This window comes from Amycolatopsis sp. NPDC028719 (assembly GCF_055565395.1).
Genome location: NZ_JBVHUL010000001.1, coordinates 1,083,440 through 1,096,239 on the forward strand (window position 1 = coordinate 1,083,440; position 12,800 = coordinate 1,096,239).

9 protein-coding genes are annotated in these 12,800 nt (G+C 71.4%); 3 read left to right on the plus strand and 6 right to left on the minus strand.

The genetic code is table 11. The annotated features are described in order from the left end of the window. Positions 1-61: 61 nt before the first annotated feature. The 4 genes from ACZ4TR_RS05385 to ACZ4TR_RS05400 all read right to left on the minus strand — a co-directional run bounded on the left by ACZ4TR_RS05385 (position 62) and on the right by ACZ4TR_RS05400 (position 5,858). The gene (locus ACZ4TR_RS05385; protein ID WP_465285850.1) at positions 62-964 is read right to left on the minus strand and encodes a DUF72 domain-containing protein; all 903 of its coding nucleotides are present in this window, start codon (positions 962-964) and stop codon (positions 62-64) included. A 686-nt stretch (positions 965-1,650) separates the two neighbouring features. Next, positions 1,651-2,412 carry a DUF4253 domain-containing protein gene (locus ACZ4TR_RS05390; RefSeq protein ID WP_364527767.1) on the minus strand — a complete coding sequence of 254 codons (762 nt, stop codon included), beginning with the start codon at positions 2,410-2,412 and terminating at the stop codon, positions 1,651-1,653. A 181-nt stretch (positions 2,413-2,593) separates the two neighbouring features. Then, positions 2,594-4,171: an SMI1/KNR4 family protein gene (locus ACZ4TR_RS05395; RefSeq protein WP_465285852.1), complete on the minus strand. Its 1,578-nt coding sequence runs from the start codon at positions 4,169-4,171 to the stop codon at positions 2,594-2,596. Positions 4,172-4,211: 40 nt separating this feature from the next. Continuing rightward, positions 4,212-5,858, minus strand: coding sequence for a DNA repair helicase XPB (locus tag ACZ4TR_RS05400; RefSeq protein WP_465285853.1), 1,647 nt, complete (start codon positions 5,856-5,858; stop codon positions 4,212-4,214). Between the two features lie 88 nt (positions 5,859-5,946). Between ACZ4TR_RS05400 and ACZ4TR_RS05405 the strand changes: the two genes are divergently transcribed. Continuing rightward, positions 5,947-6,561: an LppU/SCO3897 family protein gene (locus tag ACZ4TR_RS05405; protein WP_465285854.1), complete on the plus strand. Its 615-nt coding sequence runs from the start codon at positions 5,947-5,949 to the stop codon at positions 6,559-6,561. On the opposite strand, the gene ACZ4TR_RS05410 is transcribed toward ACZ4TR_RS05405, so the two are convergent. Together ACZ4TR_RS05410 and ACZ4TR_RS05415 are read right to left on the minus strand one after the other, a co-directional pair. Continuing rightward, positions 6,558-7,943: an FAD-dependent oxidoreductase gene (locus ACZ4TR_RS05410; RefSeq protein WP_465285856.1), complete on the minus strand. Its 1,386-nt coding sequence runs from the start codon at positions 7,941-7,943 to the stop codon at positions 6,558-6,560. The two genes, ACZ4TR_RS05405 and ACZ4TR_RS05410, sit on opposite strands and share 4 nt — an antisense overlap. 58 nt (positions 7,944-8,001) lie before the next feature. Then, on the minus strand, positions 8,002-8,967 hold the full coding sequence (locus ACZ4TR_RS05415) for an ABC transporter substrate-binding protein (RefSeq protein WP_465285857.1): 966 nt from the start codon (positions 8,965-8,967) through the stop codon (positions 8,002-8,004). 186 nt (positions 8,968-9,153) lie between these two features. Between ACZ4TR_RS05415 and ACZ4TR_RS05420 the strand changes: the two genes are divergently transcribed. Continuing rightward, a complete protein-coding gene (locus ACZ4TR_RS05420) occupies positions 9,154-11,889 on the plus strand; it encodes a sensor histidine kinase (protein WP_465285858.1) in 2,736 nt (911 codons plus the stop codon). Positions 11,890-11,900: 11 nt separating this feature from the next. Continuing rightward, on the plus strand, positions 11,901-12,578 hold the full coding sequence (locus ACZ4TR_RS05425; protein ID WP_364527785.1) for a copper homeostasis protein CutC: 678 nt from the start codon (positions 11,901-11,903) through the stop codon (positions 12,576-12,578). Positions 12,579-12,800: the final 222 nt, after the last annotated feature.

Consider the following 12,800-nt stretch of genomic DNA (forward strand, 5'->3'; position numbering starts at 1 on the left):
CGACCCCCAGCGACAGCACGCAAGCCGGTCCGGCCCGCGTGTCCACTCAAGCCGATGGCGCTCACTGTCCACTCACTGTCTTGTTCGGCACTGTCTTGGTCGGCACTGTCTTGGTCGGCACTGTCTCGTCCGGTGGGGAGATACCGAGCAGCTCGGCGAGGGCCTCGGCGTTGCGAGGTGCCTCGACCTTGACGTCGTTGTCGAAGTAGACGTGGACGTCACGCTTGCCGCCGTCGTGCCAGGTCCGGATCTTGTCGGCCCACTCGCGCAGGGCCCGGTCCGAGTAGCCGCTGACGTACAGCTCCTCGTCGCCGTGGAGGCGGACGTAGGCGAAGTCCGCGGTCTGGTCTTCGAGGAACGGCCACTTGCCCGCGGTGTCGGCGACGACGAGGGCGATCCCGTTTTTCCGGAGTAGTTCCTTCGCCGCGGGCTCGGCGAAGCTGGGGTGCCGGACTTCGAGCGCGTGCCGGAGCGGCTTTCGCGGCCCGGCTTCGAGGTGGGGAGTTCCCTTCAGCTTGTCGTCGTGCTTCATCGCGAGCTCGGCCGCGTCGGTCGTGGTGCGGGGCAGCAGGTTGAAGAAGTTCGTGAGCCGGTCCGGGTCGAACGTCAGCCTCGGTGGGAGCTGCCAGAGGAACGGGCCCAGCTTCGCGCCGAGGGCCAGGACGCCGGACGCGTAGAAGTTCGCCAGAGCTGTTTCGACGTCGCGGAGCTGCTTCATGTGCGTGATGAAGCGGCCGCCCTTCACCGCGAAGAGGAAGCCGGACGGGGTCTCGTCGAACCAGGCACGGTAGCGCTCCGGCCGCTGCAGTGAGTAGAAGGAGCCGTTGATTTCGACCGCGTTCATCCGGCGTGAGAGGTACTCGAGCTCGCGCCGCTGCGCGAGTCCGGGTGGGTAGAAGACTCTGCGCCATGGCGGGTAGCGCCACCCTGAGGTGCCGATCCGGATTTCGGCGATCGTTCTCACCGCCTTTCCGCGGTGGGTGGTTCCCGTTCGGCTAGGGGGCCAAACGTGTCGGTTTTTGGACAGGTGGGCTGGGGGGTGGGACGGGTGACCTGATCTTGTGGACGGTCGTCTTAGGGGGCCTTTCAGGCGTTTGCTCATGGGGGCCTTTGGTTGGGGGCCTTTTGGTGGGGGGCCTTTTGGCTGGGAGGGCCTTTTTGGTTGGGAGGGCTGCCGTGGTTGACGAGACTGTCCTCGCCGGACGGGCAGGCTCTGGGATGGCCTTGGGGCTTGCTGTTGTCTTGCCTTTGCGGTGGGGCCGCTGGGTGGTCATCCCGTCGCCTGACTGAGGCCTATCACTTTGAGCCAGGCCCGCAAGGTTGCGCTCTTGGCTTGCCTTGGGTAAGTGGGTTGCGGGCCTGGCTCAAAGTGATTTGACGGCCTCAGGCGACGGGATGACCACCCAGCTCTTTTTGTGGGTCGTCGGACCCCGGTCGCCTTCGGCTTCCCTCGGCCCGTGTCCGTGCCCGTGCCCGTGCCCCCGGGCCCCGGCCCGGGCCGTCCGCCCCCCGGCCCGGCCCCCGGGCCCCGGGGCCCCGCGCTCTCCTCCTGTCCGGCGGCCTCCGGGCCCGGCTCCTGGCTCCGGGGCCCCGCGCTCTGCTCCTGCCCGGCGCCCCCGCGGCCCCTCCAAGCGCCACCCCGCCCTGCGCTCACGCCCAGGAGAACCGCCACAGCCTCGACTGCACCAGCCCCGATGCGTACTCCCGCAGGTTCCCCGGCTGCCCTGCGAACGTCGGCAGGCTGAATGCCCGGTGCTCTGCCGCCACCGTCAGGGCCCGGGCCTGGTTTCGGGGTGGTGCCGATACCGACAGCTCCAGCGTGTCGAATCCCAGCACCACCAGCGTTGCACCGAAGCGGTCTTCCCAGCTGCGCAATACCGCTGACAGCTCGGCCACCTGGTCCGTGCACTTGATCATGCCCGTCCAGCCCAGCAGGGCCGGGATGTCGGCCGGGCGCTCGGTCTGGACCAGGCCCAGCCGGTGCGGGGTGCGGGACGACAGGATCGAACCCGTGTTGCCCGCCTCCGCCAGCGGGTCGGACCGGCGGGGGCTGCGCTTGGCCAGGCCCGGGAAGCGCTGGCCGAACGGGCGGAGGCACGCGCCGTCGCAGCAGGAGCCGTCCCACCAGCGGGCCAGGGCTCCCGCCGCGTCCGCCGAGGGGACACGGTGGCCCGCCGGGGCCAGGCGGCCTCGGTCGTCGATCCAGTCCTCGCCGTTTGCCGCGAAACGCTGGTCGTGGGGGATCAGCACCGGCCACAACCCCGACCGCTCGAACTCGGCCACGCAGCCGAGGTAGCGCTCGGGCCGGGTCAGCGGCAGGTCGGACACCCACAGCCGGCCGTGCCACGACCCCGGTGGCAGGGTCTGGACCGGCGGTGCGGGCGTACCGGGGCGGAGCGGTGCGATCGTCATGGACGTCCCCTCGAACTTGTGTTCGGCTGGTGCATGTCGAACAGTAGTTCGAGGGTCCGACAATTTCCAGCGATCTGGCCGCTCATCCGTTCGAGTGAATCTGCATATCCCCAGGTCAGGGGCAGGTGCGAGACGCCTGTGGCGGAAGTTGTTCCTGTGACGATTCGCTAGGCCGAAGGAGTCACGTCAGTACGCCGGCGATCTCGGTCACCGCCACCGGGTCGCCGTCGCCGAAGGCCGTGCGCAGCTCGCTCATCTCCCGCAGCGTCGTCTTGCCCGTGACGAACAACGCCGCCAGCCGCGGCAGCGGGCGGCCCGCGGCGAAAAGGTCGCGGACCTGGCCAGGGTCCAGCTTCAGCACCCGCAGAGCCGGCAGCTCGCAGACCGGCCCCCAGTCCGGCACCGCCGATCCCGCCAGGCTCAGCCGGGTCAGGCGTGGCAGCGTGCGCAACACCGTGAGGTCGAGCGGGACGCCGACGTCCTCCAGTTCGAGGTCCCACAGCACCGCGTGCCCGACGAGCGCGGCCGGCTCGATCCGGTGCGCGGTGATCCGCAACGACTCCAGCGCCCCGAGCACGCCGATCGCCGGGGTGACCGCGCCCGCACGGTTCACGCTCAGCGAGCGCAGGGACTCCAGGGGCTCGAACACCGCCAGGTCGACGTCGCGGGCGTCGTTGAAGTAGACCTCCTGGACCAGCTCACGCCCGGGCAGCCCGGCCAGGTGTGCGGGCAGGTCCACGTCGGCCGCGTTCGAGATCACCTCGGAGTACGACCGCGCCGGTTCGTCGCGCAGCCCCGTTCCCGGGATCAGGTAGTCGCCCTCGTCTTCGTACTTGCCGGCCCGCAGCGCCTCGACGACCTCGGTGAGCATGGCGGTGATCGACGCCGACACGTACCGCAAGGGGCCGTAGATGTCCCGGCCGTATTCGAGGACCTGGCCGGGGCGCCCACGCTCGGCGGGGTCGAGGTCGGCCAGAAGGTAGTTCCCCGCGCAGTCGCTGCCGAAAGTGACCCACCAGTCGTTGCGGGACATGCGTTTCACGTGGCCGAAGGGTGCCGTCTCGAACACCACGCCGGTGTCGTCCGGCTCGTCTTCCCAGCCGTACGACCCGGGTTCGCCGTCCTGATAACGGTCGACGAGCCTGGCGAGGGGCTCGTGGGAATAGGGACCGAGCAGGCCGCTCTCCCGCGGGTCGCCGTCCGCCACGAGGTACAGCGCGCGCAGGTCCTCCGGCAGCCGCACGCCGATCCGGGCCTCGGCGGCGGCCAGGCCGGCCTCGGTCCGGCCGGGTGGCCACGGCGGCGGGTCGCCCATGATCCCGGTGTACAGCTCGGCGAACTCGCCGGTCAGGCGGGTGACTTCGGCGAGCACGGCCGGGTCGGTCGGCGCCGCGACCGGCTCGGTGCCCGCGGGCCGGGGCAGGCCGGGCCGCGGGTGCCCGGGGTAGCGGAACCCCGCGTCGAACACGAGCCGGCCGGGCGACACCGTCGCGACGTCCGGGCGCGCGGTGAACGTGTAGCCGCCCGCGTCCAGCCGCACTTCCAGCGCCGACGGCGGGCGGTCCCACAGGAGCTCGGTGATCGGCACGTAGTCCACGGACAGGTGCTCCCGCGCGTCGCTCCAGGCGCAGCACGACACGGCGCCGCCGGTGTGCCGCAACTGCAGCGTGGCACCCGACGGCGCGGTACCGGCGTTCGCGCGCAGCGCTTCCGCCATGGCTCTCGCGATTTCGCCGAATCCGGCATCCCCAGAGGTCATGCGGCGGAGCCTAGCGACGGGGTCCGACAGAAAAGCCCCGTCAGAGCGGCCGGAGCAGGTCGTCCGCGTCGACGATGTGGTACGCGTACCCCTGCTCCGCGAGGAACCGCTGCCGGTGCGCCGCGTACTCCGTGTCGACCGTGTCGCGCGAGACGATCGAGTAGAAGTGCGCCTGCCGCCCGTCGCCCTTCGGGCGCAGCAGCCGCCCGAGCCGCTGGGCCTCCTCCTGCCGCGAGCCGAACGTCCCCGAGATCTGGATCGCCACCGACGCCTCCGGCAGGTCGATCGAGAAGTTCGCGACCTTCGACACCACCAGCGTCTTGATCTCGCCGCGGCGGAACTTGTCGAAGAGCTCTTCGCGCTCCTTGTTGCGGGTCGCGCCCTGGATCACCGGCGCGTCGAGCTCGTCGCCGAGCATCTCCAGCTGGTCGAGGTACGCGCCGATCACCAGCGTCGGCTCGCCGGCGTGTTTCGCCACGATCGACTTGATCACCGGGGTCTTCGTCAGCGCCGTCGCCGCCAGCTTGTACCGCTCGTCGGCCTCGGCCGTGGCGTACTCCAGCCGCTCCGCGTCGGTCAGCGTCACGCGGACCTCCGTGCACTCCGCCGGCGCGATCCAGCCCTGCGCCTCGATGTCGCGCCACGGCACGTCGTAGCGCTTCGGCCCGATCAGCGAGAAGACGTCACCTTCGCGGCCGTCCTCGCGCACCAGCGTCGCGGTCAGGCCGAGCCGCCGCCGGGACTGCAGGTCCGCGGTCATCCGGAACACCGGCGCCGGCAGCAGGTGCACCTCGTCGTAGACGACCAGGCCCCAGTCGCGGGAGTCGAACAGCTCCAGGTGCCGGTACTCGCCCTTGGTCTTGCGCGTGATCACCTGGTAGGTCGCGATGGTGACCGGCCGGATCTCCTTCTTCTCCCCGGAGTACTCGCCGATCTCCTCCTCGGTCAGCGACGTCCGGGCGATCAGCTCGCGCTTCCACTGCCGGCCGGCGACGGTGTTCGTCACCAGGATCAGCGTCGTGGCCTGCGCCTGCGCCATCGCCGCCGCGCCGACCAGCGTCTTCCCGGCCCCACAAGGCAGCACGACGACGCCGGAACCACCCGCCCAGAACGCCTCCGCGGCCATCCGCTGGTAGTCGCGCAGGTGCCAGTCCTGCTCGTCGAGCGCGATCGGGTGCGCTTCGCCGTCGACGTACCCGGCGAGGTCCTCGGCCGGCCAGCCGACCTTCAGCAGCGCCTGCTTCAGCCGCCCGCGCTCCGACGGGTGCACGATGACCGTGTCCTCGTCGATCCGGGCGCCGAGCATCGGGCTGATCTTCTTGTTCCGCGAAACCTCGGTCAGCACCGCGCGGTCGGTGGTCGACATGACGAGGCCGTGCGCCGGGTGGTTGGCGATCTGCAGCCGGCCGAACCGGCCCATCACGTCGACGACGTCGATCAGCAGCGGCTGCGGCACCGGGAAGCGCGAGTACGTCGTCAGCGCGTCGACGACCTGCTCGGCGTCGTGACCCGCGGCGCGCGCGTTCCACAAGGCCAGCGGCGTGATCCGGTAGGTGTGGACGTGCTCCGGCGCGCGTTCGAGCTCGGCGAAGGGGGCGATCGCGACGCGCGCGTCACCGGCCTGGGGGTGGTCGACCTCCAGGAGCACGGTCTTGTCGGACTGGACGATCAGCGGGCCATCAGTCACAACTACTGTTATACGTGGCTCGCTCCGGCCCGCCCCCGTCGCGGGTCGCCGGTGGGACGATTTGCCGAGGGGATCACTGGAGGGCACGTTGACCACACCACCGTTCGACGACAACCCGTTCCGGTCGCCGGACCACGCGACGCCGTCCGCGCCGATGCCGGCGGTGCCCGGTCAGCCGGGCATCCCGCACTGGTTCACGACGAAGGTGAAGATCACGCTCGCCGTGTGCGTCCTCCTGGCGCTGGGCCTGGGCTCTCTGGGCGCGCTGACCATCTACTGGGCCGACCGCAGCGGCCCGCTCTCCGACGGCGACTGCCTGTACTTGACGAGCGAAAGCGGCGCCGGGATCGCCTACCACAGCGTCAGCTGCAGCTCGCGCAGCGCGACGTACAAGGTCGAGGACACCTATCGCGGGGCCGCCACGTGCGCTCCCGGCGACTACGTGCGGTTCCGGCTCGACTCGGGCACCGGACGGACGCTGTGCCTGGCCCTCAACGTCCGGTCCGGCGACTGCCTGCGCGGCGTCGACGACAAGACGGCGATCGCCAAGGTGAGCTGTACCGACCCGGAGGTGCAGGACCGCGTGCGCATCCTGACCGGCTTCGGGCGCGAAGAAGACTGCGACGGGGCCGACAAGGTGCTGACCTACGCGGGCCCGCCGTCGCGCACGGTGTGCCTGGCGCCGCCGGGCGAGGAGATCTAGCCGAACCACCGGGCCAGGTCCGCGGGGTCGGCGGCGTAGCCGTCCGGCCGAATCAGCAGGAGCCGGCCGCGGTAGCCGGCGTCGGCGGTGGCCGCGCGGACGACGCCGACCTGCCCGCGGAAGCCGGCCGGTGGCGCGTGGTCGCCGAGGTCGAGGAGCAGCCCGCGGCCGTCGTGCAGCAGCGCCGAAAGCCGCGTCGGGCCGTCCGCCGTCGTCAGGTCGAGGTCGGGGACGCGGCGCACGCCGCCGGGGTACTCCAGCGCGAGCCCGGACAGCAGCCCGCTGAAGTAGCGGTTGCCGTCCGGTGTCCGCATCAGGTCCACGACGATCTCGCGCAGCGCCTCGACGTTCTCGCCGCGGTCCGGCGCCGTGAAGACGCGCTGCGCCGCGGTGTGCCGCAGGACGCGCGCGGCGGCCGGGTGGCGTTCGTCGTGGTAGGTGTCGAGCAGGCCGTCCGGTGCGGTGCCGAGGACCGTGGCGGCCAGCTTCCAGCCGAGGTTCACCGCGTCCTGGACGCCGAGGTTGAGCCCCTGGCCGCCGAGCGGCGGGTGGATGTGCGCGGCATCGCCGGCGAAGAGGACGCGGCCGTGCCGGTAGCGCTCCAGCTGCCGCGTCGCGTCGTTGAAGCGCGAAGCGCCGTACACCTCGCCCAAGCGCGTCTCGGCGCCGTACAGGGCTGTCAGCGCTTCGGTCACTTCGCTGTCCGACACCGGCGCGTCGCGGCCCGGCTGGGCCGTCGTGGAGCCGAAGACGAACCGGTGGGCGCCGTCGCCGAGCGGGGTGAGCATCGACCAGTAGCCGTTCGCCTGCCGCGTCACCTGGCTGAAGTGCGCGGCGCGGGCCGGGACGAGCTCGGACGCGGCATCGAGCCGGACGTGCGCGAGCGTGGCGACGTAGGTCTCGGTGCGGCCGGGGAAGGGCACTCCGAGCAGCCGGCGGACGGTGCTGTGCGCGCCGTCGCAGGCCACGAGCCAGCGGGCCCGGCGCCCGTCGACGGTGACGCCGTCGACGTCGACGTCGATCGTGGTCACGTCGTGGCCGCGCTCGATGACGGCGCCGTGCTTCACGGCGTGTTCGGTCAGCATCGCCTCGACGTCGTCCTGGGTGCGGTTGAGGACCCGGGGGTGGCGGGTGTGCCAGACGCTGTGGTCGAGCGGGACGGGCAGGCCGGCGAAGTGCCCGCTGGGACCGTCGAGCTCCGGGCCGGTGTCCAGGCCGCGCAGGTCCAGGAGCTCGGCGGTGCGGGGCTGGAGGCCGACGGGCCGGGGGAGGCCTGGGCCGTCCCGGCGTTCGAGGACGGTCACGTCGACCCCGGCCAGGGCGAGTTCGGCGGCGGTCATCAGGCCGGTCGGGCCGGCTCCGGCGATCAGGACGTCGGTCATCGTGCACCCCTCAGATAGACTAAGTGCAAAAGTAGACCAAGTGCGACTTTGGCGACAGTCAATAACTGTTCTGGTCGGGGAGCAGGCTTTGGACGTCGAGGCGGTCCGCGAGCTGCCCCGAGTTGTGCATCAGGTCCGCGACACGCTGCAACCGGATCCCGTTCAGCGAAGCCGGGTACGAACCCAGCGAGATCAACGCCGCCGTCGTCGTGTCGATGTCCGAGAACTTCGGCAGCGAGTCGCGGATGATGGCCGGGTCGGTCGCGCTCTGCTGGGCCGCGCCCAAGGCCGTGCGGAACGCCGCCAGTGTCCGGGGGTTGGCCTGGGCGAACGGCTTGGCCGACGCGTACGCCGACAGTGGGAAGTCGAGTGTCGCGCCGCGGGCGCCGTCGGCGAGGATGTGGGCGCCGAGGTCCTTCTCGGCGCGGGTGATGTACGGCTCGATCATCAAGGCCGCGTCGACGTCGCCCGACTGCAGGGACTGCGGCATCGCGTCGAACGCCACCTGCTTGAGCTTGATCTTCGCCACGTCGACGCCGGCCGTCCCGAGCACCGAGCGGGCGGCCAGCGCGCCGATGTCGTCGAGGGTGTTCACCGCGATCTCGGGCGACTTCTTCGACGTCGGCACGACGTAGTCCGAGCCGGGCAGGGTGACCAGCGCCATCGTGTTGGGGCCCGACGTGTAGGCCTCGCCCTGCAGCTGCAGGGCCGTCCCGCCGGCGGCGGCGCGGAACAGCGCGATGTCGGTGGCGAACGTGACGTCGAGGTCGCCCGCGGCCAGCTTGGCCAGCCCGTCTTCGCCGCCGAGCTCGACGAGCTGCACGTTCAGCCCCACGGCGCCGAACTTCCCGGCCGCGACGGCGATCCGCAGCGGGGCCGTGTCGATGGCGTTGCCCACACCGACGCGCAGGGTGCCGCGTTCCAGCGGTGGCGGAGCGGAGGTCGCGCCGGAAGAGAACACGCTGCACCCGGCGGCCGCCAGAAGCGCCGCCACCAGCGGAATCATCCGTCCGCGTCTGATCATGAACCTTCACCTACCGCGAGAATCTGGTTCTCGTGCTGGATCGTATGGTCCGCCCCCCATACGATCGCGGGCAGGGCCGTATCGCGCCAGCGCGGCTTTCGGATCTCCATGGAGCGGGCTACCGTTCAGTAGGTTCGAGTGTCGTCGGATCCGCGGGTTCCCGCCCGCGGCGGAAAAGGAAACCAGGTGACCCGTCGCGATCAGCGTCCCCCCAAGGGCGACGCGGCGGATCCACGTCCGGCCGGTGGCCGGTGGCGGCTCCGGAACTGGCGTCTCGGCACGAAGCTCTTCGCCGTCCTCCTCATCCCCGCGCTCGCGGTGATCGCCCTCGTCGGCCTGCGCATCAGCTCGGACCTGCGGGACGCCCGGCAGCTCGCGGAGTTCGCCACCCGCGGCCGCGTCGACAGCACGGTCGCCGAAGCCCTGCACGAGCTGCAGCGCGAGCGCGACCTCACCGTCCGGTTCGTCGCCCAGGACCGCCGGGGCGACACCGCCGACCTCGCCGGTCAACGCGAACGCGTCGACCAGGCGATCGGCACGTTCGAACGGACCCTCGCCGACAGTAAACCCCGGCTCGACGCCAAAGCGGCGGAAAGCTTGCAACAGACCGATGACAGGTTGCGCGTCCTCGGTGGCCTCCGCTTCTCCGCGGAGCATTCGGCGTTCCCCGCCGACGCCGTGCTGCGCTCCTACAGCGAGCTGATCTCGGGCCTGCTCGACATCAGCGACTCGGCCGCCGCCGACGTCTCGGACCCGGAGCTCGCGCGGCTGCGCCTGGCCGGCAACGCGCTGGCCCGGATCAAGGACCAGATGTCGGTCAAGCGCGCGGTGCTGGCCGAGGCGCTCGCGGCGGGCAGCCTCAACCGCGACCGTACGCGCGCGCTGCTCGGCGCCGAAGCCGAGCTCGCCGCCGCGCGCAACGACTACCGCACCTTCGCTACGCCCGAGCAGCAGCGGATGTTCGACGACACGGTGATCGGCCTGGTCGTCGACATCGGCAACGACATGGTCGAGTCCGCGCTCACCCGCACCGAGAACGGCCAGAACCTCAACGGCCTCGACGCGAACCAGTGGGACGTCTCGGCGACGCACACGGTGAACCTCGCCCATCAGGTGCAGCAAGCACTGCTGGTCCAGTTGCAGCAACGCACGGACGCCCTGGCGGCGCAGGCGCGCACGGCCGCGATCTGGGACGGCGGCGTCGTGCTCGGTGTCCTGCTCGTCGCGGGGGTGCTGTCGGTCGTCATCGCGCGGTCCCTGTTGCGCCCCTTGCGGATCCTGCGCCGGACCGCCCTCGAGGTCGCCGAGCACCGGCTGCCCGCGGCCGTGCAGAACCTGCTCACCGATCCCGAGCCCGCGCCGGAGAACCTGCGGAAGCGGCTCGCCGTCGCGCCGGTCCCGGTGTTCACGCGCGAAGAGCTCGGACAGGTGGCGCGCGCGTTCGACGCGGTGCACGGCGAAGCCGTCCGGCTGGCCGGCGAGCAGGCGATGCTGCGCGAGAACGTCAACGCGATGTTCGTCAACCTCTCGCAGCGCAGCCAGGACCTCGTCGAGCGGCAGCTGTCGGTGCTCGACCGGATGGAGGCCGACGAGCAGGACCCGGACACCCTCGCCGGGCTCTTCGAGCTCGACCACCTCGCGACGCGGATGCGGCGCAACAGCGAGAACCTGCTGGTCCTGTCCGGCCAGGACTCGGCGCGCGAGGACGCGGGCGCCGTCTCGGCCGACGAGATCATCGGCGCCGCGCTCTCGGAGGTCGAGCACTACCAGCGCATCGAGCTCGGCCCGGCGCCGCAGGTGGCCGTGCGCGGGGAGGCCGTCAACGACCTCGTGCACGTCGTCTCGGAGCTGCTGGAGAACGCGACGCGCTACTCCGGCACCAAGACGACGGTCACCGTCGCGAGCGCCGAAACCCACGACGGCGACTGGCAGATCGAGATCATCGACCACGGTGCGGGCATGCCGCAGGCCGAGATCGACCGCACCAACCTGCGGCTGGCGAACCCGCCGGACGTCGACGTCGAGGTTTCGCGCCGGATGGGCCTGTACGTGGTCGCGACGCTGGCCAAGCGCCACCACATCGACGTCAGCCTGAGCTCGGGTCACGACGGCGGGCTGATCGCGACCGTGCTGGTGCCGACCGCGCTGATCGTCGAGCTGCCGCCGATGCCGGGTCCGCCGCCGCCCGCCGAGCCGGCCGCGGCCCCCGAGCCGGAGCTGCTGGCGCCGCTGGCTCCGCTCACACAGCCGGAACCCGAACCGGAGCCGGAGCCGGAAGAGCTGTCGCCGCCGTCGATCGAGGCGGGCCCGCCGCGCCGGGCCCCGGTGGTGGCCCGCGACCACGGCCCGGAGTGGCCGACCGCGGACGACGACTCGCACCTGGACCTCGACGCCCCGACCGAGCGGATGCCGGCCTACCGGGACGTCCTGTCGCGCTGGTTCGACGCTTCCGCGGCACCACCCGAGGCACCCCGGCCGCCGGCGGAACCGCGTCCGGTGGCCGAAGAACCGCGGCCCGGCCGGCCCGAGCCGCGGCACGCGCTGGCCGCGGCCCCGCCGCCACCCCCACCCGCACTTTCACGTGAAAGTGCCCACCAGGGGGCCGCACTTTCACGTGAAAGTGCGGCGCCGAACCCGGACGACGAGGACACCGACCCGCAGTTCCCGCCCGTCGCGCCGCCGGCGGCGATCGAGCCCGACTACGCGTGGCCGACACCGGCGCAGCTGGAGCAGGAGGACGGTGCCGAAGACACCTGGCCGTTCCTGCAGGCCGCCGATTCGGCGGCGAGCCCGGGAGCGGTGCCGGAGCAGCGGCCGATACTCTCTCTTTCCCCGGAAGCGGTACGCGAGCGGATGACGAGCCTTCAAGGCGGCTTCCGGCGAGGGCGGCACGCGAGGGGAGACGACACCCGGAACCAGTGAACGGATGAGGCATGAGCTCGAAGACGCCCCTGCTGGAAGTGATCGCGCTGGACGCGGCGGACGCCGAAGGCGCGCAGGCGGGCGGGGCCGACCGCCTCGAACTGGTGACGGACATGGCGCAGGACGGCCTGACGCCGACGGTGGAGACCCTGCGTGACGTGCTTTCGGCGACCGACCTCCCGGTGCGGGTCATGCTGCGGGACAACGGCTCCTTCGCCGTCGGCGACCTCGAGGGGCTGCGCGCCGACACCGCCCGGCTGATCGACGCGGGCGCGCGCGAATTCGTCTTCGGGTTCCTCAACATCGACAGCGAGATCGACCTGGACGCCTGCGAAGCGCTCATCAAGGAGGTCGACGGCCTCCCGTGGACGTTCCACCGCGCCATCGACCGCACGCGGGATCCGTTGCGCGCGTACGACCAGCTGGCCGAGCTGGGGTGTGACACCGTGCTCGCCGCCGGGCACCCGAACGGGGTAGCCAGTGGGCTTTCCGTGCTGCAGCGGCTCGCGCAGCGCGACAGCGGGCCGGCGCTGCTGGTCGGCGGCGGCCTGCGCGCGCAGCAGGTGCACCTCTTGCGGGCGGGTGGCGTGCGGGGGTTCCATGTCGGGAGCGCAGTCCGCCCCGGCGGTTGGCAGTCCTCTGTGGACGCCGAATCGGTGCGCACCTGGGTGGACCTCGTCAAGTCCTGAACAACCGCGGAAGTCGTACGGGCCGTCCGGTTACCGATTGGAAATCCGCAGCCGATAGGCGCACGATTACCTGATTCGGCTACCGGCTATACCAGTATTCCCGCCATTGAATCTTCCCGATGAAATTGCACCCGGCGCGTGCACCGGCCGGGGTGGGTATGCGTGTGCGACTGCACGCGAACCTCGGTGTTCTTACCTGGTTGGCGGCTGATTTCGGGTCGA